The sequence below is a fragment of the Bacillus sp. FJAT-27225 genome, from assembly GCF_001685025.1.
In the GTDB taxonomy this organism is placed as follows: Bacteria; Bacillota; Bacilli; order Bacillales; family Cytobacillaceae; genus Bacillus_D.
This window is the reverse complement of sequence record NZ_MAYU01000022.1, coordinates 419,626-439,975: the sequence shown is the minus strand read 5'-3', so window position 1 is coordinate 439,975 and position 20,350 is coordinate 419,626. Positions and strand designations below refer to the sequence as shown.

Below are 20,350 nucleotides of genomic sequence, written 5' to 3'. Positions count from 1 at the left end.
AAATGTTTGGTGGTGGAATTCATAAAAGGTAAGCTGGAGTTTCATCGCTTGCAATTTCAGGATTCTCTTGCGCATGGTCGATGTAACGCAAAAGGGAGTATAAGGTTTGCTCAATGACCGCATAATCATGTTCATAATGATATGCGTGAAGAAAGTGCTCAATTTTCTTCGCTAAAAATTGGTCCCGGGTCCGGACCATCAAGATCAGGAGATTATCCCACTGTGAGCGATACGTATAGTACAGCGCCCTGTCGTAATCCATCTTATTCATTTTGGTTCCTCCCTGTCAGGAGTTGAAAATAGTTTATGGAGTTTACGGGTAAAGTTTCACTGAAAATGTTGGAGATGCACGTTTAGTGGGGATTCAAACATATGGCAGTATAAATTTGGTATGAGATGAGCAATGAATACGGCGCCGCACTTTGGCAAAACTAACCTTGATCTTTACCAACAGGAGGTCTATATGAGGAAATTTATGGCATTTGCCGCTGTACTGCTCCTTTTTGTTTCCCAAGCCCATGAAACTCAGGCAGAAAGGCAAAATCCTGATTATGAAAAGTATGGGAGAATGGCTGTTGCAATTATCTCGAGCGATTATCCTGGTGACCCGATCAGGGAGTATGAATACATTGGCAGGAAAAATGTCAATGAAAGCGATGTTGCTGATACCTTCCGATTTGAGGTAGAGGAAAAAGGAAAAACATTCTTTGTACGGGTGATTGTCCAGCATAATTTGACTGCGGAAAAAGCTGTTACGCTTAGGGTCGTACCTGAAAAGCGATAGTGTTCTTTCATCATTCCCCTAGTTCCTTCATACATTGTGGTAAGAGGAAAAGGGGGAGTGTTAATGAACAGCGAAGAGAAAAGGGAGCTGGAGCTTGCAATCGGCGAGATTACCGAAATTGCAAGCGGCTTCGGGCTTGATTTTTATCCGATGCGCTATGAAATTTGCCCTGCCGACATCATATATACGTTTGGCGCTTACGGAATGCCTACCCGTTTTTCACACTGGAGCTTTGGAAAGCAGTTTTACAAAATGAAGCTCCAATATGATCTTGGACTCAGCAAAATTTACGAGCTTGTCATTAATTCAAATCCTTGTTATGCATTCCTGCTCGACAGTAACAGTCTCATTCAGAACAAACTGATTGTCGCCCACGTTCTGGCTCACTGTGATTTTTTCAAAAATAATGTTCGTTTCCAAAATACGAAGCGTGACATGGTTGAAAGCATGGCGGCTACAGCTGAAAGGGTCCGCAGCTATGAAATAAAATATGGCAAAAAGGAAGTAGAAACCTTCCTGGATGCTGTGCTTGCAATAGATGAGCATATCGATCCATCTCTGATGCGCCCGAAGCTATCTTGGTCGATTGAGGATGATGATCAGGATGAAGATACGGGGCCTGCACCTTCCCCGTATGATGATTTGTGGAACTTGGATGAGAAACCTAAAACAGATTCGAGGAAAAATAAAACAAAAATGTTTCCGCCGCGGCCTGAAAAAGACATACTGTTATTTATTGAATCGTACAGTCGGGAACTCGAGCAGTGGCAGAGAGATATCCTTACGATGATGAGAGAAGAAATGCTGTATTTTTGGCCGCAGCTGGAAACGAAAATCATGAACGAAGGCTGGGCTTCCTACTGGCACCAGCGGATTATCAGAGAAATGGACCTGACAAGCGGGGAGGCCATTGAGTTTGCGAAGCTGAACGCGGGAGTTGTCCAGCCATCGAAAACGGGAATTAATCCTTATTACCTGGGCATCAAGATTTTTGAGGATATCGAGGAACGCTATAACGACCCAACCGAGGAAATGAAGCGCCGCGGTGTCAAGCCTGGGTCTGGCCGTGAGAAGATGTTTGAGGTCAGGGAAATGGATTCGGATATTTCCTTCCTGAGGAATTATCTCACCAAGGATTTGGTGATGAGGGAAGACATGTACCTGTTCCAAAAACAGGGCAAGGATTACAAAATTGTCGATAAGGAATGGGAGCATGTCCGTGACAGGCTCGTCAGCATGAGAGTGAACGGCGGGTTTCCATATATCACGGTCAATGACGGCGATTATATGCGGAACGGTGAGCTATATCTGAAGCACTGGTACGAAGGAATCGAACTTGATGTGAAATACCTTGAGAAGGTGCTGCCATACATCCGCCAGTTATGGGGTAGGACAGTTCACATCGAGACAATGATAGAGGACAGGGCCATGCTGTTCAGTTATGATGGGAAGGCTGTGCATAGAAAGTATTTATAAAGAAATGGAAACAGAATCAAGATATTGACGATTAAAGTATCAAATTTGACTTAACCATACGAGTGCGATAATCCAAAAGGATTATCGCCATTTTTGTTGAAATCCTTTATTTTATAAATAGAGCAGGCTTTTTAAATAATAATGGAAGGGAAAATAAATGAATAAGGGCAAAAAAACAAACATATTATGAGGTGAAGTCTGTATAAGGGGTGGGTGGAGTGGCGAATCCAATTGTTGTTAGGTCGTTGGATGAAATACAGTTTTGGTCAAGAATTATGAAGGAACATGCTCTATTTTTAAGTCTGGGATTTACTTATGAACAGCAACAATTGATAGCAGAAGCTCAACAATTCATTACTCTTTTTGAAAGAATTGAGGAAAAGTTGGCAAGGTTTTCTGTAAACTCGGATGTACGTCAAATTCAGACCTTTAACAATGAGGTTTATCAGGCTGCCGTTGCCATTTGGAGTTACAAGAGAAAAGTATTAGGGTTAACTTTACGCTGTGAAATAAGGACAAACAACTTTCCACTATTAGTTGACCATGTAAGTAGAGAAGCTGCTTATTTTGCCAATAGACTAAAAGAACTTAACGAAGGAAAACTTGCCCCCCAACCTGATACTATTATCCAGGAAAACCTCTTCTTTTTGAAAATTATGGCAGACCATGCAAAATTTATCGGACATCTTTTAGATCCTTCTGAAAGAAAACTAGTAGAGCAGGCTAAAGAGTTTAGTCATGATTTTGACCAATTAGTATTCCAAGCAGTTGATTTAGACTCGATGCGTCCCCAATCGGAAACAGTTCCAATTTTGGACCAATTCTTGGATCAAAATAGAGTTTCCGTTGCTTCATTAAGGGACTTTAAAAAAACAGCAAGAGATTTAATAGAGGCTTGCCGTATTAAAAGTAATATTCATCCACTTTTAGCTGATCATACATTTAGAGAAGCGGAGAGGTTCTTAGAAATCATAGACTTATTTGAGGCACATCTTATGAAACCACAGTAGTAATGGTGAATTGAAAGGAATAGTACCTTTAAAAAATAGTAAGCTAACATCTCTATTTAATAAAAAGGACAAGTAGCTACACCCCACTTGTCTTTTAAGATGTTTTAAAATCCAGTTACTATTTTAGTTCGAAATGGTTACTAATCACATCTGCAGTCTCTGTCACGGTGTCTGTTCCGGCGGTGTCGGCGGTCTCTGTCCCTGCAGCCTCTGTCCCTGCAGCCTCTGTCCCTGCGGTCTCTGTCCTTGCAGCCTCTGTCCCTGCAGTCTCTGTCCCTGCAGCCTCTATCCCTGCGGTCTCTGTCCCTGCAGTCTCTGTCGCGGTCTCTGTCGCAGTCTCTGTCGCGGTCTCTGTCGCGGTCTCTGTCGCGGTCTCTGTCGCGGTCTCTGTCGCGGTCTCTGTCGCGGTCTCTGTCGCGGTCTCTGTCGCGGTCTCTGTCGCGGTCTCTGTCGCGGTCTCTGTCGCGGTCTCTGTCGCGGTCTCTGTCGCGGTCTCTGTCGCGGTCTCTGTCGCGGTCTCTGTCGCGGTCTCTGTCGCGGTCTCTGTCGCGGTCTCTGTCGCGGTCTCTGTCGCGGTCTCTGTCGCGGTCTCTGTCGCGGTCTCTGTCGCGGTCTCTGTCGCGGTCTCTGTCGCGGTCTCTGTCGCGGTCTCTGTCGCGGTCTCTGTCGCGGTCTCTGTCGCGGTCTCTGTCGCGGTCTCTGTCGCGGTCTCTGTCGCGGTCTCTGTCGCGGTCTCTGTCGCGGTCTCTGTCGCGGTCTCTGTCGCGGTCTCTGTCGCGGTCTCTGTCGCGGTCTCTGTCGCGGTCTCTGTCGCGGTCTCTGTCGCGGTCTCTGTCGCGGTCTCTGTCGCGGTCTCTGTCGCGGTCTCTGTCGCGGTCTCTGTCGCGGTCTCTGTCGCGGTCTCTGTCGCGGTCTCTGTCGCGGTCTCTGTCGCGGTCTCTGTCGCGGTCCCTGTCGCGGTCTCTGTCGCGGTCCCTGTCGCGGTCTCTGTCGCGGTTTCTGTCGCGGTCCCTGTCGCGGTCCCTGTCGTGGTCTCTGTCGCGGTTTCTGTCGCGGTCCCTGTCGTGGTCTCTATCACGTTCCCTGTCGTCATTTCCAAACATTAAATTCACCCCTTTACTTTTATACAACAAAGTATTCAGTTATAGAGGGAATAGCTTGTGCCAATATAACAGGATAAAATATTTAATATGGAGAAATAAATGGAGTTCTGCTTCTCAACTTATTACTAGGAAGACATAATGAAATGTGGACAAAAAAAGGAGCTGGGGTTACCCATCTCCTTTTCTTGAAATGATTATGCCATGGGAACGGTGAGCTATACCTGAAGCACTGGTACGAAGGAATTGAGCTTAATGTTAAATGGATTATAGCAGCTTTTTACTAGCCATCCATTAACTAAAAAATATCTGCAAGTCCGGTATCTGAATAAATTGATATTAAAACAATCGCTTTCTCATCAGAAATATTTTTAACAAAATGAGGAACACTCGCATTCCAGCTGAAAGAGTCTCCTTCCTCCAAAATGAAGGAATCTTCTCCTTGCTCGGCCAGTATTTTCCCCTTCAGGACCAAATGGCATTCCTCTCCCTCATGGGCATTTGCTTCTCCCATCGATCCACCTGGAGGGAACTCAACAATCATCATTTTCAAACCGCCCTTTGTTGTTAAGTGTTCAATTTTCAGGTTGTTAAAAGTGGAATATGTTCTTTTATCTTTTTTAACTACCCGCATATGCTGTTCCTTTTCAAGCAATAGATAAGGCATCGGCACATCAAGATAGCTGGCAATAGCTTGCAAGGTGTTAATAGATGGAGAGGTATTGTTATTTTCTACATTGCTGATAAATCCTTTTGACAATCCGGTTCCTTCACTCATTTGAGCAATGGTAATTTTTTTTCTATTCCGTATCGATCGTATTTTCGTCCCTAAATCCAATTTATTCACCTCATAAGGTTGCATTATAAGAAACTTAATTCTATATTAGCAAAAAAGTTATTGACAATCCATTGAGCTCTTGTTATCTTATAAATAAATTTTATTCATATTAAAAAACTCATTCCCTTGGCCAAGGGTTTTAATTTTGTTATAAAGTTTACTAATATGAATATTTTATTTTTATGGGTATATGACTGATTTTGCTTATATAGTGGAAAATATGAATAACCGTCTAAAAGAAAGGAAGGTAAACATGACTTCATCAATGATGTATACCGTTCTAGAGCCTAAAGAAGCTGACCCGAATAAAAAATACCCTGCTTTATTTGTGATGCATGGGATTGGCTCAAATGAACAAAACATGCTCTCTCTAGTAAATGGATTAGAAGAGGAATTTATTATTTTTAGCATTCGCGGCCATTTGGAGCAGCCGCCCGGGTTTGCCTATTTCACAATTGAAGGCTATGGGAAACCGCATAGGCCAGTATTTGATGATGCAATTGCCAGACTTTCGGATTTTATTTCCTCTGCAAGCAGCCAGTACCCAATTGATGAAAGCCGCATCTTTTTACTTGGGTTCAGCCAGGGAGCCATCCTGTCGATGACCCTTGCCCTGACTCTTGGAAGCAGGATAAAGGGAATCGTAGCTTTAAATGGATACATTCCTCAATTTGTAAAAGAGGAATATCCTGTTCAACCTATTGGCCATTTATCGGCGTTTGTCTCTCATGGAGAACATGACACGGTATTTCCACTTGAATGGGGAAAGGCAAATAAGGAATATTTGGAACGCTTAGGGGCAGACGTAGCATTTAACGTTTATCCTGAGGGCCATACTGTATCCATGGCAAACTACCAGGATTATGTGAAGTGGCTTCTGAAATCAATAAATTAAACATATTGAGGAGATGACCATATGCTTCCGTCTTTATTTATAGCTCATGGATCACCGATGCTGGCAATTGAAAATAATGAGTATACCCGATTCCTGAAAAACCTTGGCCAGACATTGCCTCGTCCAAAAGCAATTGTATTGTTTTCTGCCCATTGGGAATCCAATGTACAAGAAGTAAGCAATGTAAAAGAATATAGTACTATTTATGATTTTGGAGGATTTTCTGAAGAGCTCTACCGCATTCAGTATCCGGCAAAGGGAAGTAAGGAAATTTCAGAAGAAATTGAAGCGTTGTTTAAAAGCCAGGAGATCTCTTTTCATGTGGATTCAAGGCGTGGATTGGACCATGGAGCCTGGGTGGTTCTAAGAATGCTTTACCCGGATGCAGATATTCCTGTCATTTCTATGTCTGTCAATAGGCATCTTGCCCCAGAGGAACAATATAAGATTGGAAAATCAATATCGCAATTGCGGGAGAAAGACATCCTCATTATTGCAAGCGGCGGTACAGTCCATAATTTGAGAGCTTTAAACTGGGCCAATGACCAGGGAGAAGAAGACAAGTGGGCTTATGACTTTGACCAGTGGCTTGCCAGGAATATTGAGGAGTGGGACCTGGAATCGCTGTTTCAATACGAAACACTTGCACCGGCGGCCAACCTCGCAGTACCGCCTTATGGGAATGAACATTTTATTCCTATCTTTTATGCAATGGGTGCCGCGGACAATCAAATCGGAAAATTATTACACCGCAGCTACCGTTATGGGAACTTGAGCCATAGCGTGTGGCAATTCGGATAATTAAAGAAAAATTTATGGGGGAAATGAAAATGAATAATAAAATTGAAGTAGGTACATTAATATTACGAGTGGTTCTTGGAATAAGCTTCTTTATTCACGGACTAGCAAAGTTCCAGGGTGGAATTGAAAACACTGTCGGCTGGTTTGACAGCATTGGAATTCCTGGATTTTTTGCATATGTAGTAGCGGCAATCGAGTTGGTTGGCGGAATTCTTTTGGTAATTGGTTTGGGAACCAAAATTGTATCCGTCCTCGTGTCACTTGTAATGATTGGAGCAATCATTAAAGTAAAATTGGCAGTAGGATTTTTAGGAAACGGTCAAATGGCTGGGTATGAATTGGATTTGGCTTTCCTTGCAATGGCTATCTTCCTTGCGCTAAACGGAAGCAACCTTCTTTCGGTTGATCAAATCATCTCCAAAAATCGTGAAAAGAAAGCTGCTTAAATAGAAAAGATAAATACTACTCTTCAAAAAGGTCCGTTTCCGCGGACCTTTTTTAATTTTAGGCTGTGTTAAAGGATATTGTTGATTTTTTTAAAGTGTTGATTGCAGCGTAAGGCGCGAAGACTCCTGCGGGAGAAAAGGTCAGTGGGAGACCCCACAGGCGCTAGCGCCGAGGAGGCTCCCAGACCGCCCGCGGAAAGCGAAGTGCCTGCAGCGAAAATCAACGTCCTTGTTTAACAGAGCCTTATTTTAAATAACAAAACCCTACAGATGGGAGCAAAGTAAAATTAATATCGTTTTAATATACTGTTCTAATACGCATAATAAGTTTAATTCATTTCATGCAGCGGGAGGACATTATGGAAAATAATGCATGTGATTTTTCACCTTTAAAAGTTCAATTAGAAACCGGGCTTCAACATCTTATACAGCTTCTGCAAACGAATTTAACGATACTTGGCAATGAAAATTATTGTGTTTTGGGTAGCCTGGAGGATATTAAGGAGCGGCTTATTGAAATTGAATCCGTGGCGTCATCTTATTATTTGGGTTGTTATCTTTCTCAATATACGGATACATATGAATATTTATCGGATGCTGTAAATTATCTTTCAAATTTAAATCACGGAGCATTAATTGTGGTAGAGCGGCAAACTCCTATTACTCCGCTCATCCAAAAAGGGACGGAAATAGGAGCGTTAGTAACCCCTAAATTATTGGAATCGATTTTTTATCCAGGTAACCCACTACATGATGGGGCAGTCCTAATTAAGGGAAATATTGTTGAATCAGCTGCAAATGTATTACCTTTGAAAAAAATTAATAAAACGAATAAAAAACTTGGGACACGGCATAGGGCAGCCTTGGGAATTTCTGAAGTAAGCGATGCTTTAGTACTTGTTGTATCTGAAGAAACAGGGAAGATCTCTCTTGCAATAGACGGAAAGTTATACCCTATAAATACAAATCAGCCAATTGTATTGGGCCCAGTATAAATTTTTGAGGCTTGGAAAGAAGCAAGCAGAAAGCAAAGGATATGACGGGCAAGAAATTAGAAATATAGAGCTAAAGAAGGTGGTTATTCATAAATTGGGACCGCCTTTTTACACTTTTGATACAAAACTGCTTGATTCCCTGCTCAATCACACTCGCGGTTTGCCTGTTTCTGAAGATAAAATAGTTTAGGCAAAAGCCACAAATACTATTTTCGAAAAGCTTTTAATTTGATAGTAGAATAATAATGAGTTATATTTATCTTGAATTAAATATATATTAATTAATAACAAACAAATTAATAATATACAAATTCAAGAAATAACAGAGAGGGATGACATACATGGAAAGATTCGAGCAGAAAGTGGTACTTATTACTGGAGCAGGGTCAGGTTTAGGCCGTGCTGTTGCTTTACAGGTAGCAAAAGAAGGTGCAAAACTATCTTTAGTTGATTTAAATGAAAAAGGATTAGAGGAAACAAAAAACGAGGTCCAGAAAGTAGCTCCTAATGCTGAAATTCTATTAGTAAAGGCTAACGTGGCTAACGAAGAAGAAGTAAAAAACTATGTAGACAAAACAGTACAAACATTTGGTACGATTGATGGCTTCTTTAATAATGCAGGGATTGAGGGGAAACAAAATCTTACAGAAGATTTTGGATCTGACGAATTCCGTAAAGTTGTTGATATTAACTTGAATGGCGTATTTTATGGTTTGAAGTATGTTCTTAAAGTGATGAAAGAAAATGGGACTGGCCACATTGTAAATACTGCTTCTGTTGGTGGCATTCGAGGTGTTGGCAACCAATCAGGCTATGCGGCTAGCAAGCATGGTGTAGTAGGTTTAACCCGTAACTCTGCAATTGAGTATGGTCAATACGGTATTACAATTAATGCGATAGCACCGGGAGCAATAATGACACCGATGGTTGAAGGTTCGTTAAAACAAATTGGTGGCGAAGAAGGCTGGGAAGAGGTAGGAAAAGCATTTGTTGAGCCAAACCCAATGAAACGTTTTGGAAAACCGGAGGAAGTGGGTTACCTAACTGCCTTCCTTTTGTCTGATCAAGCAGGTTTTGTTAATGCGACAGTTGTACCAATTGATGGTGGACAATCCTTTAAATATTAAGTTGCTAGTTAAAACCATATTTATACGAACATTGATATAAGAGAAAGAGACTGGCCTAAGATTGATTTCAACTAAGGACAGTCTCTATTTCTTTTTTATTGGCATTTTAGAGAAGGCAGAAACAATGAACCATATTCCAGCTGTTTTATTAAAGAAATTAATATCCCACCAAACTGTTGAGGAAATATTAGGAAAGCTCAACTGGTTGACAGTAGACGTTATGATAGTATATCTTTAATTTGAGATATATAAAATGAAGAATCTCATAATTTGCAAAAAGGAGACAAAAAATAAATGAACGTATTAGTAGTAAAAGCAAATAATAGACCAGCTTCAGAAGCTGTATCAAGCAAGATGTATGAGACTTTCATGGAAAACCTTGAAGGTGTCAATGTTACAACTTTTGATGTTTTCGCTGAAGACATGCCGTATTTTGGACAAGATCTTTTCAATGCATTTGGCAAGCTGCAATCTGGTGAGGAACTCACAGATGTTGAAAAACGTATTTTGGCAGCAAAACAAAAAGCAAAGGATGCTTTAACAGCCGCTGATGTTGTTGTCTTTGCTTTCCCATTGTGGAACATGACAATTCCAGCTAAGCTGCAAACATTTATTGATTATGTATATGAGGCAGGTTATTCCTTCAAATATGATGAAAACGGCAATGCAGTCCAGCTTCTGACTGATAAGAAAGCAATCATCCTTAGTGCGCGTGGCGGCATTTATTCTGAAGGTCCAGCAGCTGCAATGGAAATGTCCGTCAACTACATTAAAAATATTGCTGGCGGCGTATTCGGTATGCAAATCATAGATGAGGTTGTCATTGAAGGACATGCTATGGCACCTGATCAAGCTGAGAAAATTATCTCAAATGGATTGGAAAAAGTGAAAGAAGCAGCAAAAAAACTTTCTGCAGTAAAAGCTTAATACTATCAAACGCTGAGAGCTAACCAGGACTTGTTCCCGGTTAGTTCTTTTTTTATAAATTATCAGATATTTTTGGAAAACCCTCTATTCCTTGTAAAGATTTTCTATATAATGGGTAAAGAGGGGGCTGGTAAAGTTGTGCTTTACTATAGTATTAGAAAAAAGGATGGGGGAATCAATCCATGTCTAACGATCAAGAACTTGTAGCAGATAAAGAAAAACAAGCTGTCATCAAAAGGAAAATTGAAAGAAAAGAAGGGGAACCGACTGGAGCTTTTGTTGGGGCATCCTGGGCGGCATTGTTAGTCGGTATTGTAGCGTATTTAATCGGCTTATATAATGCAGACATGCAGCTTAACGAGAAAGGCTATTACTTTGCTGTTCTGGTTTTTGGCCTTTACTCAGCCGTATCCTTACAAAAGGCAGTAAGGGATAAAGAAGAAGGGATCCCTGTCACCAATATTTATTATGGCATTAGCTGGTTTGCACTTATTGTAGCTATTTCTTTAATGGCCATTGGTTTGTACAATGCAGGAAGTATTGTCCTAAGCGAAAAAGGATTTTACGGCATGGCATTTGTGCTCAGTTTATTTGCAGCCATCACGGTTCAGAAGAATATAAGGGATACGCAGAGGGCTAGGGAAAGAGAATAATCCAGGTCCGAATCTATTCATTCAAAACTCTTCAATTAGTAACAAGGCAGCCACCCTATAACGGGGTTGAATATTTATCACAAAAAATAAATATATATTAGAAAAAGTGGTGTTAAGTGTATCAATAAAATGCCCTGGTTTTATGGACCAAAGTTGCATAGCTGTTTGGTCCTTTTGTTTTCTCAGGAAACAATTAGGATTTACAGCTATTTTGTTAAAAGTAAAAGGCAGTTTTGAAGAGGAATTTTGTATGTAAGCATTAGGGGGAAAGTATTTGAAAAAACTTTTAACTGTTGTGTCAATTATTTTAACTGGCACCATCGTTCTGTTTTTGGGTTTCATTTACCTTAGTAATCCTATTGTTTTAAACGGAAGTTCAACGTATGAAGATCCAAACGGCAGCAGAGACATTGTATTTCACTTATACAACGAAGGAATAAGTAAGGTGTCAATAAAAAAAGTGTTAATAAATAACCAAGTTGACAATAAAAAGGTTGACTTAGGAATTAGTTATGACACCCCGCAAATTGTTCAAAGTGGGACGCGCAACGAGATGATAAAATTTTTTGAGTTAGGTGATGTGTTTGTTAATCCAAGGATACAGAGTAATCAAGTAAAAGATGCCCTCAATAAAAAAGAAATGACTCCTATTCATTACGGAATTAGAATTAAGAACTTTACGGAGCCAATTGAATCCATAACCATTAAGTACAAATATTTAGGACTCCCTATCACCAAAGAGATAAATGTTATGAATGAAATATAAATAATGTTTAATTGAACTATGGAAATGAAAACAAAAAGGCGAATGCCCCACATGCCGGGGATTCGCCTTTTAGTAGTCATTTAGTTTGTCGAGCAGGTTTTTGGCGTCGACAAGGTGGTTATTAAAGATCTGGCGTGCAACAGCCAATAAGTCAACAATTAACGGATCACGCAATGAATAAATGACCCGATTGCCGTCCTTTGTTCCGGTGACGATATTTTTTGCGCGAAGAGTCATCAGCTGCTGAGAAATCGCCGAGCCTTCCGTTCCTGAAAGGCTTTGGAGTTCATTGACACTTTTGTCCCCATCCGCCAGAAGTTCGAGAATTCTAATTCTGAGCGGATGGGCTAATGCTTTGAAAAAATCTGCCTTAAATTGCTGCATTTCAAGATTCAACTGGTTACCTCCCTGCTTGTGGGGCTGACTGGCAGAGATTTGCCTTTTGCCCGCGACGGTTCTTTTATACCGGAAAGAGATGAACATTCCCTGAAAGCCAAATGCCTGCACCCGATACAAGCATTCCTGTCCAGGTGGGCCATTGCATATTCAATTGCATCTCCTGTATGTTCGAAAAAGTGCTTCTCTCCTATAACATCATAAAGCCCAGTTTTAATCAACAATTCCTTTGGCTCAGGCCTGATTCCGCTAATAAGGACAACACCATGTTTGGAAAAGTCATTTACAATGCTTGCAAGATGGGCTTCGCCTGTCGTATCCATATAAGGAACCCTTCCAAGCCGTAGAAGCAGGACCTTTGGCCGTAAATTGATTGTGTTAAGGAGAGTTTGTTCAAATGTCTGGGCTGCCCCAAAGAACAACGGCCCCTCAACGCTGAAAATGCTGATTTGCGGGCAATCATGTGAATTCGTGACAACCTGGCTGTCGACTCTATGATGCTTATGATTCGGATCTGGAAGGACCTTGGAGGTAACCAAGGCTTCACTCATTTGTTTTAAGAATGCAATGACTGCCAAAACCAGCCCAGCCTGAACTGCAACCGTTAAATTAACAAACACAGTTAAGAGAAACGTTACAAGCAGTATAAGAGAATCCTGGGTTTTTGTTTTTAGTATATGACTAAATACATGCCTTTCACTCATATTCCAGGCCACGACCATCAATATGGGCGCCATACTTGCCAATGGAATTTTTGAGGCAAAAGGCGCAAACAGGACAAGGACGAGCAATACAACGAATCCATGGATGATTCCTGAAAGAGGGGAGACAGCACCGCTTTTAATATTGGTAGCTGTACGGGCAAGCGCGCCAGTCGCAGGAATTCCTCCGAAAAACGGTGTAATCATGTTGGCAATACCCTGTCCCATCAACTCCCGGTTGCTGTTATGCCTGGTTCCGGACATGCCGTCTGCTACAACTGCTGACAAGAGCGATTCAATTGCCCCGAGTATTGCAATGATAAATGCTGGTTTGAGAAGGTATTGAATTTTTTCTAGTGTAATTTCAGGTATTTGAAATTCCGGGAGTGATTTCGGTATTTCACCGTATGTCGAACCGATTGTCGCGACTTGGCCAGGAAAGAAAAGCGTTGCGGCCAAAGTAGAAACAATCAGCCCAATCAGCGGACCGGGAATCTTCGGAAACAATTTCGGTGTGAGCAGCACAGTCCCAAGGCAGATGACTGCTGTCACTATACTGTATAAATTAATTGTATCTATTCGGATGAAAATTTCTTTAATATTGCTGAAAAAATATTCGTGTTTTTCCACGCCGGTCAAACCGAGAAAGTTCGCTAGTTGTCCGGTAAAAATGATAACCGCAATTCCTGCTGTAAAGCCGATTGTCACAGGCTTCGGTATAAATTTGATCAACGAACCGAGTTTGAGGGCACCCATCAAAAACAGCATGATTCCAGCCATAAAGCCGGCAATCAACAGGTTCTCAAAACCATAGACTGAAACAATTCCAAACAAAATCGGGATGAAAGCACCAGTCGGCCCACCGATTTGAAACTTGGAACCGCCAAGAAGAGAGATCAGAATACCGGCAATGATGGTGGTGTAAATTCCGTATTCCGGCTTTACGCCAGACGCAATTGCGAATGCCATCCCAAGCGGTATGGCAATTACACCAACGACAACTCCGGAAATAAGGTCCTTCCGGAACGATTGAAGGGAGTAGTTTTCATATCTCCCTGTAAAAAATAAACCTTGCCGACGCACATTAACACCCCTCTTTTGAATATTTGTATATTTGATTTTTTGAATATAACATATTGAATTTACTACCGCTGAACCAAATTGTCAATACAATAGTTTATACTATGTTGCCTTTTTCAGTCTTTGAGCCGCGCTTTTGAACTTATCCAGTAAACAGGTTTTCGTAGATTAATCTCTAGTTGGAGTGGGAGGATTCCTCCAGTAAACAGGCTTTCGTAGATCAATCTCTAGTTGGAGTGGGTAAAGGTTTAAGGGAAAATAAGATGCGGTGGGGTCGTATATGAAATAAGAATCTTTAAAGAGGATACTGCTTCTTTTTTATATCCATGTTTCACCTTATTGGTTACATTTCCATTGTTTAAGTTTTTGAGACTTTGAAAAACCCAAAACGTTACCAATACAGCCTATTGACCACATATTGGAGCCTTCAGAACCTAGAAACGTAACCAATAAGTTTTTAGGACATGAAATGTGTAATACCATTCTATCCCCCGACTCTAGAAATGGTCAGCGCGACACAAAATGGAATTTGCATAGATTTTAATTGAGGAAGTTTTGTAGATTATTTCATTGTTTCTGGATGATACTTTGGCCGGACTTAAGGGTTTGCGACGGTTCCCTAAGCCACCAAGTAGAGGGTTGGTATGGAAAATAAGAGTCGTGTAAACCCTTGGAAGTGCGAGGCGGAATGGCAACGCCCATATGCTAAAGGCCCTCCAAATTCCAGTTGCTAGCCGAAAAAAAGAAGCTAACACAAAGTGTTAACTTCTTCTTTAGCTTGGTTCCACGTGTACGTGGACATCGTAAACGCCGTGCTCGTCCATCATGATTTTTTCAACATGTGTTGCAATATCGTGTGCCTCTTTTATATCAAGCGTTGAATTGACAAGGATGACGCAATCAATGACTTCGTTATTTCCATAGTTTCTTCCTTTGATTTCCTTAATCCCTTTGACGCCATTCACTTCCAAAATAACTTGTTTGTAAAGCTGGATTTTCTCCTCATCAAACCCATCCGAAAGCTCGTGGGATGCATCCTTGAATATGTCCCAAGCCGTCTTGCATATCAACAAACCGACGATAAAGGCAGTCACTGTATCAAGCCAGGGCATGCTCAACTGAGATCCGAATATACCGATTGCCGTTCCGATACTGACCCAGGCATCTGAACGATTATCCTTCGCGGCTGCCATAACGGACTTGCTTTGAATCCTGATGGCAAGCCTTTTATTGTACAAAAAGACAAGGTACATTACAAATGCAGAGAAAAGGCCGGTATAGGCGGCGATCATGTCCGGTGCCTGCTTCCCCTCCTGGAAGATTGAGCCGATTGCATCGGTCAATACCTGTATGCCCACTGCAATCATCACAAAAGACGCGACCATTGAAGCAATCGTTTCGCTTTTCCAATGTCCATACCCATGGTTTCTGTCCGGGGGACGCTGGGAAATTTTTAATCCAATCAGCACCGCTACCGATGCGATGATATCGGTTGTATTATTTAGACCATCTGCTTTTAGGGCAGCCGAATCACTATAATGCCCGACTGCAAGTTTTAAAGCAGAAAGTAGTATGTAGGCTACGATACTAAGCAGGGCGCCGCGTTCGCCCAGCTTAAGATTCTTATATTTTTGCTCGTCCATATGTATTTGAAACCTCCCGAAAAACCAACCCTCACTACAATAGCATTTGACAATTGGGTGGGTCTAGGGCAACCTTTTTGCAGTTGCGGAACTCTATAAGAGCCTAGAAACAAATTTTCCTTAAGGAAAATTTAAGATTGACCTCAGGAACGGAAAGTTATCTTGATTTAGCTTGCGGGTATACTAACAGAAAGTGAAAAGCGAGGTGCCTTAAGTGAACATTACCGACAAAGCCCGTGATTTTCTGAAAACAATAATAAGTAATGAAGGCGCGGAGGGAATTAGGATCTATTTAGCTGGGCTGGGTTGAGGAGGCCCGCAGTTTGGTCTGGCTCTGGATGAGCCGGAAGCAGAGGATGACATCAGTACAATTAATGGAATTCAGGTCGCAATAGATTCGACGATTGAAGGGTACACTTCAGGAGTCACAATTGATTATAACGATCAAACAAAAAGGCTCATTGTACTCGGCAATCAAGGAGCGTGCTGAATTTGTAGTAAATCCCTTCTCGGTGGCCGAGAAGGGATTTATTTCAGTACAGATATTTTTCTGAAAATAATGCGAAATTGTTTGACAATCAAACACTCATTTGAATAATATATACTCAAACGACTATTTGAATGAGGGATCCGGATGAAAGAGCATGATGTTTGTGAAACTTCCTGTGTTGACGAGCCGAAAGTCACCCGTGTAAAAACTGCCTTGGGACAAAAAAGTACAGTTGATGTCGCTAAAATTTTCAAGGCACTTGCAGATGAAAATAGAGTAAAAATCACCTATGCACTTGCGATGGAAAATGAGCTTTGTGTGTGTGATGTTGCAAATATCGTCGGTTCTTCTGTCGCAACAGCTTCCCATCATTTGCGGACCCTGAAAAATTTAGGAATTGCAAAGTACCGGAAAGAAGGAAAGATGGTCTATTATTCCCTCGATGACGAACATGTGAAGCAACTTGTGGATATAGCTTTTACGCACCAGGAGGAGGTGGCCAGCCGTGGCTGAAACACAAAAACAAGTATATCGAATTGAAGGCCTTTCTTGAGCAAGCTGCGCCGCAAAGTTCGAGAAGAACGTTAAACACCTGGATGGTGTTTTAGAAGCAGCAGTTAATTTTGGTGCCTCCAAGCTGACTGTTTACGGAGAGGCTTCAATTCAAGAATTGGAACGAGCGGGAGCATTTGAGAACCTGCAGGTTGTACCTGAAAAGGCTAAACAGGAACCCAAACCCGACATTCCGTTTTGGGCTAAATACCAGAGGGTATTGTTATCCCTTCTATTTATAGCAGCGGGATATGGATCGCTTTTTGTAAATGGTGAGGAATCAGCAGTAACAGTAGCACTGTTTGCAGCGGCAATCCTCATTGGCGGTTATCCGTTGTTCAAAACAGGATTTAAAAACCTGGCCAGCCTCGAATTTGATATGAGGACGCTGATGACGGTGGCGATTATTGGCGCAGCCCTAATTGGGGAATGGAGTGAGGGAGCAATTGTCGTAATCCTGTTCGCCATCAGTGAAGAGCTTGAAAAATACTCGATGGATAAAGCACGCGCCTCAATCAGGACGCTCATGGACATTGCCCCGAGAGAAGCTTTGGTGCGCCGGGATGGCATTGATAGGTTGATTGAGGTAGAAGAAATCATGATTGGAGATATCATGATTGTAAAACCCGGACAAAAGCTGGCAATGGATGGCGTAGTGATCAAAGGTCATTCTTCCATCAATCAGGCCGCCATTACGGGTGAATCCGTTCCTGTCGAGAAGAAACGGGAGGATGAAGTTTTTGCCGGTACATTAAATGGCGAGGGCTTACTTGAAGTTAAGGTAACGCGTCTTGTCGACGATACAACGATTGCGAGAATCATTCACCTCGTTGAAGAGGCTCAGGCAGAAAAGGCTCCCTCACAGGCGTTTGTTGATCGGTTTGCAAAATATTATACGCCGGCCATCATGTTTGTTGCGGCCCTCGTTGCTATTGTTCCTCCGCTTATTTTTGGAGCTGAGTGGAATACATGGGTTTACCAGGGGCTTTCCGTTCTGGTGGTTGGTTGCCCGTGTGCTCTTGTTATTTCAACCCCGGTATCAATTGTAACCGCCATTGGGAATGCCGCGCGGAACGGTGTCTTGATAAAGGGAGGCATTCATTTGGAAGAGGCAGGCTCTTTAAAGGCCGTTGCCTTTGACAAAACAGGGACACTGACCAGGGGTGTTCCTGCGATGACCGATATCAAAACGTTTCATTCAATGAATGAAAGAGAAGTGCTCACAATAGTTGCGGCTCTTGAATATGGTTCACAGCATCCCCTTGCCTCGGCTATCCTTAAAAAGGCTGACAGCATCTGGGTAAACTATAGAGATATAGAGGTAGAAAATGCTGCCTCAATTACAGGCAAGGGATTGAAAGGCGAAATCGCTGGAATGACTTACTATGTTGGAAACAGTAAACTCATCGAAGAGGTTTGCAGCAAGAGGATAGATCAAGAGAAATCAAATCTTATTAGTGAATTTCAGGAACGTGGCAAAACTGTCATGGCTCTCTTTACTGAATCCGATATACTTGCACTCATAGCAGTTGCCGATGAAGTCCGGGAAAGCAGCAGGGAAGTAATTGCGCGACTCCATGAAGCGGGAATAAAGAAGACAATTATGCTGACAGGCGATAATGAAGGGACCGCACGGGCAATCAGCAAGCAGGTTGGTGTAACAGATTTCCATGCGGAACTCATGCCAGAGGGAAAATTGAAGCACGTCAATGAACTGCGTAAGGGATACGGCAGTATTGGGATGGTTGGCGATGGAATAAACGATGCCCCGGCACTTGCGGCAGCAACGGTTGGGATTGCGATGGGAGGAGCAGGGGCGGATACCGCCCTTGAAACAGCGGATGTTGCTCTCATGGGTGATGATTTGCGGAAGCTTCCGTTCATGATTAAGCTGAGCCGGAAAGCACTTTCGATAATCAAACAAAACATTACTTTCTCACTTGCAGTCAAGCTCTTGGCATTACTCCTTGTAGTTCCGGGCTGGCTGACATTATGGATTGCGATTTTTGCAGATATGGGAGCGACACTCCTTGTAACTCTTAATAGTCTTCGGTTATTAAAAGTAAAAGATTAACGCCAAGCCAAAGAAGGCGGTAATGACATGAATAATAAATGGAACACGTTCATTTATAAGCTTTGGGCTCCTGTCTATGACCAATTGTTTACGAAAGGGCCATTTCTAAAGGCGCGAAGGCAAATTTTCAGCACACTATCCTTTCACCCAGGGGAAAAAGTCCTGTTGGCAGGTGTCGGAACAGGCGCCGATTTAGCCCATATCCCACAGGATCTTGATATTACCGCAATTGATTATTCGCAGGAAATGCTTGATAAAGCAAAAAGCAAATTTCCCGACACCCATATCCAGTTTATTCAGATGGATGCCCAAGACTTGAAGTTTGAAGACGATACGTTTGACTGGGTGATTGGAAGTTTGATTTTAACCGTCGTACCTGATGGGGGAAAAGCTCTTACCGAAATGGTGAGGGTTTCGAAAAAAGGCGGCCAAATCATTATTTTTGACAAGTTTATTCAAGGTGAACGCGGCCTTAGTCTCCCAAAGAAAATGGCAAGGCCGCTTATCCGCCTGTTAGGGACGGATATCGGACTATCTTTTGAGACGTTAACTGAGCGGGCTCGGAAGGATATTTTTATTAAACAAAATAAAGGAATCCTCTTTAATGGAATGTATAGATCTATCTTATTACAGAAGAAGTGGGAGAAGAAATAATAAAGGGAGAATAACATCATGGGACACCACCATTCACATGATCACGGGCATGGTCATCATCACCATACGAGCAATAAGCGGGCACTTCTTCTAGCTTTCATTTTGATCGCAACGTTTATGGTCATTGAGGTAATCGGAGGCATTTTAACAAACAGCCTCGCCCTTTTATCAGATGCCGGACATATGCTGAGCGATGCAGCTGCACTTGGGTTAAGTTATTTTGCAATTAAGCTCGGGGAGAAAAAATCGACCCAAGCAAAAACATATGGTTACAAACGATTTGAAATTATTGCTGCGGCGCTGAATGGGCTCACGCTCATTGTTATTTCGGTATTTATTTTTATAGAAGCAATCGAAAGATTTTCGAATCCTCCTGAAGTACAAAGCAGCGGAATGCTGATTATTTCAACAATCGGACTTCTGGTTAATATTGCTGCAGCCTTTATTTTAATGAAAGGTGATAAGGAAGAAAATCTGAACGTCCGCAGTGCTTTCCTCCATGTCCTGGGAGATATGCTTGGATCTGTCGGCGCCATTGTCGCTGCATTATTGATGATCTTTTTTGGCTGGGGAATTGCAGATCCGATTGCGAGTGTGATTGTTGCGATATTAATTATTATCTCCGGCTGGAGGGTGACAAAGGATTCTTTCCATATTCTTATGGAAGGGGCACCTGAACAAATTGATTTCGAAGCACTTCGGGGAGAGTTACTCCAAATTCCATATGTAAATGATGTTCATGATTTGCATATCTGGTCAGTGACATCAGGGATGCCGATGCTAAGCTGCCATATTGCGATTGCTCAGGATGGTAAGCATGATACCATTTTGCGGCAGGCGCAGAGCTTACTGCATGATCATTACGGGATTGAACACAGTACCATCCAGGTGGAAAAAGCAGATAAAGGCTGCGCCAATCCACACGAGGTTTGTAATTAAGAT

General features: G+C 42.1%; 21 protein-coding genes. 16 read left to right on the top strand and 5 right to left on the bottom strand.

The annotated features are described in order from the left end of the window. Positions 1-19: 19 nt before the first annotated feature. Positions 20-271 (bottom strand): YhdB family protein, encoded by a 252-nt coding sequence (locus tag A8F94_RS18370; RefSeq protein WP_066203700.1) that lies wholly within the window; start codon positions 269-271, stop codon positions 20-22. A 192-nt stretch (positions 272-463) separates the two neighbouring features. Here A8F94_RS18370 and A8F94_RS18365 point away from each other — a divergent pair, with 192 nt between their 5' ends. The 4 genes from A8F94_RS18365 to A8F94_RS26595 all read left to right on the top strand — a co-directional run bounded on the left by A8F94_RS18365 (position 464) and on the right by A8F94_RS26595 (position 4,512). Next, on the top strand, positions 464-784 hold the full coding sequence (locus A8F94_RS18365) for a DUF3889 domain-containing protein (RefSeq protein ID WP_066203698.1): 321 nt from the start codon (positions 464-466) through the stop codon (positions 782-784). 63 nt (positions 785-847) lie between these two features. Continuing rightward, positions 848-2,260, top strand: a complete 1,413-nt coding sequence (locus A8F94_RS18360) for a SpoVR family protein (protein WP_066203694.1) — start codon at positions 848-850, stop codon at positions 2,258-2,260. 218 nt (positions 2,261-2,478) lie between these two features. Further along, positions 2,479-3,270 (top strand): DUF2935 domain-containing protein, encoded by a 792-nt coding sequence (locus A8F94_RS18355; RefSeq protein WP_066203690.1) that lies wholly within the window; start codon positions 2,479-2,481, stop codon positions 3,268-3,270. A gap of 246 nt (positions 3,271-3,516) precedes the next feature. Beyond that, entirely contained in the window at positions 3,517-4,512 is a 996-nt protein-coding gene (locus A8F94_RS26595) for a DUF445 family protein (protein WP_368072798.1), read from the top strand. A gap of 156 nt (positions 4,513-4,668) precedes the next feature. Here A8F94_RS26595 and A8F94_RS18345 read toward each other — a convergent pair whose 3' ends face one another. Beyond that, positions 4,669-5,208 carry a helix-turn-helix domain-containing protein gene (locus A8F94_RS18345; RefSeq protein WP_066203682.1) on the bottom strand — a complete coding sequence of 180 codons (540 nt, stop codon included), beginning with the start codon at positions 5,206-5,208 and terminating at the stop codon, positions 4,669-4,671. A gap of 253 nt (positions 5,209-5,461) precedes the next feature. Here A8F94_RS18345 and A8F94_RS18340 point away from each other — a divergent pair, with 253 nt between their 5' ends. The 8 genes from A8F94_RS18340 to A8F94_RS18300 all read left to right on the top strand — a co-directional run bounded on the left by A8F94_RS18340 (position 5,462) and on the right by A8F94_RS18300 (position 11,818). Next, a complete protein-coding gene (locus tag A8F94_RS18340) occupies positions 5,462-6,103 on the top strand; it encodes an alpha/beta hydrolase (protein ID WP_066203679.1) in 642 nt (213 codons plus the stop codon). A 21-nt stretch (positions 6,104-6,124) separates the two neighbouring features. Further along, positions 6,125-6,904 carry a DODA-type extradiol aromatic ring-opening family dioxygenase gene (locus A8F94_RS18335; protein WP_066203675.1) on the top strand — a complete coding sequence of 260 codons (780 nt, stop codon included), beginning with the start codon at positions 6,125-6,127 and terminating at the stop codon, positions 6,902-6,904. 29 nt (positions 6,905-6,933) lie between these two features. Next, positions 6,934-7,350 (top strand): DoxX family protein, encoded by a 417-nt coding sequence (locus A8F94_RS18330; RefSeq protein ID WP_066203671.1) that lies wholly within the window; start codon positions 6,934-6,936, stop codon positions 7,348-7,350. Positions 7,351-7,709: 359 nt separating this feature from the next. Further along, positions 7,710-8,345, top strand: coding sequence for a sporulation-specific diadenylate cyclase CdaS (cdaS, locus tag A8F94_RS18325; RefSeq protein ID WP_066203667.1), 636 nt, complete (start codon positions 7,710-7,712; stop codon positions 8,343-8,345). A 341-nt stretch (positions 8,346-8,686) separates the two neighbouring features. Next, complete coding sequence (locus tag A8F94_RS18315) at positions 8,687-9,472, top strand: SDR family oxidoreductase (protein ID WP_066203661.1); 786 nt, start codon at positions 8,687-8,689, stop codon at positions 9,470-9,472. 294 nt (positions 9,473-9,766) lie between these two features. After that, on the top strand, positions 9,767-10,399 hold the full coding sequence (locus A8F94_RS18310; RefSeq protein WP_066203658.1) for an FMN-dependent NADH-azoreductase: 633 nt from the start codon (positions 9,767-9,769) through the stop codon (positions 10,397-10,399). A 182-nt stretch (positions 10,400-10,581) separates the two neighbouring features. Next, complete coding sequence (gene yiaA, locus A8F94_RS18305; RefSeq protein ID WP_066203655.1) at positions 10,582-11,052, top strand: inner membrane protein YiaA; 471 nt, start codon at positions 10,582-10,584, stop codon at positions 11,050-11,052. 274 nt (positions 11,053-11,326) lie between these two features. Continuing rightward, positions 11,327-11,818 carry a hypothetical protein gene (locus A8F94_RS18300; RefSeq protein ID WP_066203652.1) on the top strand — a complete coding sequence of 164 codons (492 nt, stop codon included), beginning with the start codon at positions 11,327-11,329 and terminating at the stop codon, positions 11,816-11,818. 69 nt (positions 11,819-11,887) lie between these two features. Here A8F94_RS18300 and A8F94_RS18295 read toward each other — a convergent pair whose 3' ends face one another. The 3 genes from A8F94_RS18295 to A8F94_RS18285 all read right to left on the bottom strand — a co-directional run bounded on the left by A8F94_RS18295 (position 11,888) and on the right by A8F94_RS18285 (position 15,638). Continuing rightward, positions 11,888-12,214, bottom strand: coding sequence for an ArsR/SmtB family transcription factor (locus tag A8F94_RS18295; protein ID WP_066203649.1), 327 nt, complete (start codon positions 12,212-12,214; stop codon positions 11,888-11,890). Continuing rightward, positions 12,211-13,998, bottom strand: a complete 1,788-nt coding sequence (locus A8F94_RS18290) for a SulP family inorganic anion transporter (RefSeq protein ID WP_066203646.1) — start codon at positions 13,996-13,998, stop codon at positions 12,211-12,213. The genes A8F94_RS18295 and A8F94_RS18290 overlap by 4 nt, the downstream gene beginning before the upstream one ends. A 770-nt stretch (positions 13,999-14,768) precedes the next feature. After that, on the bottom strand, positions 14,769-15,638 hold the full coding sequence (locus tag A8F94_RS18285) for a cation diffusion facilitator family transporter (RefSeq protein ID WP_066203643.1): 870 nt from the start codon (positions 15,636-15,638) through the stop codon (positions 14,769-14,771). Between the two features lie 634 nt (positions 15,639-16,272). Here A8F94_RS18285 and A8F94_RS18280 point away from each other — a divergent pair. Genes A8F94_RS18280 through A8F94_RS18265 form a run of 4 tightly spaced genes read left to right on the top strand, consistent with a single transcriptional unit; the run spans position 16,273 to position 20,347 of the window. Beyond that, positions 16,273-16,641 (top strand): ArsR/SmtB family transcription factor, encoded by a 369-nt coding sequence (locus A8F94_RS18280; RefSeq protein WP_066203640.1) that lies wholly within the window; start codon positions 16,273-16,275, stop codon positions 16,639-16,641. Then, the gene (locus tag A8F94_RS18275; RefSeq protein WP_077247805.1) at positions 16,634-18,754 is read left to right on the top strand and encodes a heavy metal translocating P-type ATPase; all 2,121 of its coding nucleotides are present in this window, start codon (positions 16,634-16,636) and stop codon (positions 18,752-18,754) included. Before A8F94_RS18280 ends, A8F94_RS18275 begins: the two co-directional genes overlap by 8 nt. A 27-nt stretch (positions 18,755-18,781) precedes the next feature. Next, positions 18,782-19,408, top strand: a complete 627-nt coding sequence (locus A8F94_RS18270; RefSeq protein ID WP_066203636.1) for a class I SAM-dependent methyltransferase — start codon at positions 18,782-18,784, stop codon at positions 19,406-19,408. Positions 19,409-19,426: 18 nt separating this feature from the next. Continuing rightward, positions 19,427-20,347, top strand: a complete 921-nt coding sequence (locus A8F94_RS18265; RefSeq protein ID WP_066203633.1) for a cation diffusion facilitator family transporter — start codon at positions 19,427-19,429, stop codon at positions 20,345-20,347. Positions 20,348-20,350 lie beyond the last annotated feature (3 nt).

Bases quoted from the DNA above. Each gene is read 5' to 3' on its own strand.
- A8F94_RS18370 (WP_066203700.1), bottom strand. From the start codon at position 271: ATGAATAAGATGGATTACGACAGGGCGCTGTACTATACGTATCGCTCA.
- A8F94_RS18365 (WP_066203698.1), top strand. From the start codon at position 464: ATGAGGAAATTTATGGCATTTGCCGCTGTACTGCTCCTTTTTGTTTCC.
- A8F94_RS18360 (WP_066203694.1), top strand. From the start codon at position 848: ATGAACAGCGAAGAGAAAAGGGAGCTGGAGCTTGCAATCGGCGAGATT.
- A8F94_RS18340 (WP_066203679.1), top strand. From the start codon at position 5,462: ATGACTTCATCAATGATGTATACCGTTCTAGAGCCTAAAGAAGCTGAC.
- A8F94_RS18335 (WP_066203675.1), top strand. From the start codon at position 6,125: ATGCTTCCGTCTTTATTTATAGCTCATGGATCACCGATGCTGGCAATT.
- A8F94_RS18330 (WP_066203671.1), top strand. From the start codon at position 6,934: ATGAATAATAAAATTGAAGTAGGTACATTAATATTACGAGTGGTTCTT.
- cdaS (WP_066203667.1), top strand. From the start codon at position 7,710: ATGGAAAATAATGCATGTGATTTTTCACCTTTAAAAGTTCAATTAGAA.
- A8F94_RS18315 (WP_066203661.1), top strand. From the start codon at position 8,687: ATGGAAAGATTCGAGCAGAAAGTGGTACTTATTACTGGAGCAGGGTCA.
- A8F94_RS18310 (WP_066203658.1), top strand. From the start codon at position 9,767: ATGAACGTATTAGTAGTAAAAGCAAATAATAGACCAGCTTCAGAAGCT.
- yiaA (WP_066203655.1), top strand. From the start codon at position 10,582: ATGTCTAACGATCAAGAACTTGTAGCAGATAAAGAAAAACAAGCTGTC.
- A8F94_RS18285 (WP_066203643.1), bottom strand. From the start codon at position 15,638: ATGGACGAGCAAAAATATAAGAATCTTAAGCTGGGCGAACGCGGCGCC.
- A8F94_RS18280 (WP_066203640.1), top strand. From the start codon at position 16,273: ATGAAAGAGCATGATGTTTGTGAAACTTCCTGTGTTGACGAGCCGAAA.
- A8F94_RS18270 (WP_066203636.1), top strand. From the start codon at position 18,782: ATGAATAATAAATGGAACACGTTCATTTATAAGCTTTGGGCTCCTGTC.
- A8F94_RS18265 (WP_066203633.1), top strand. From the start codon at position 19,427: ATGGGACACCACCATTCACATGATCACGGGCATGGTCATCATCACCAT.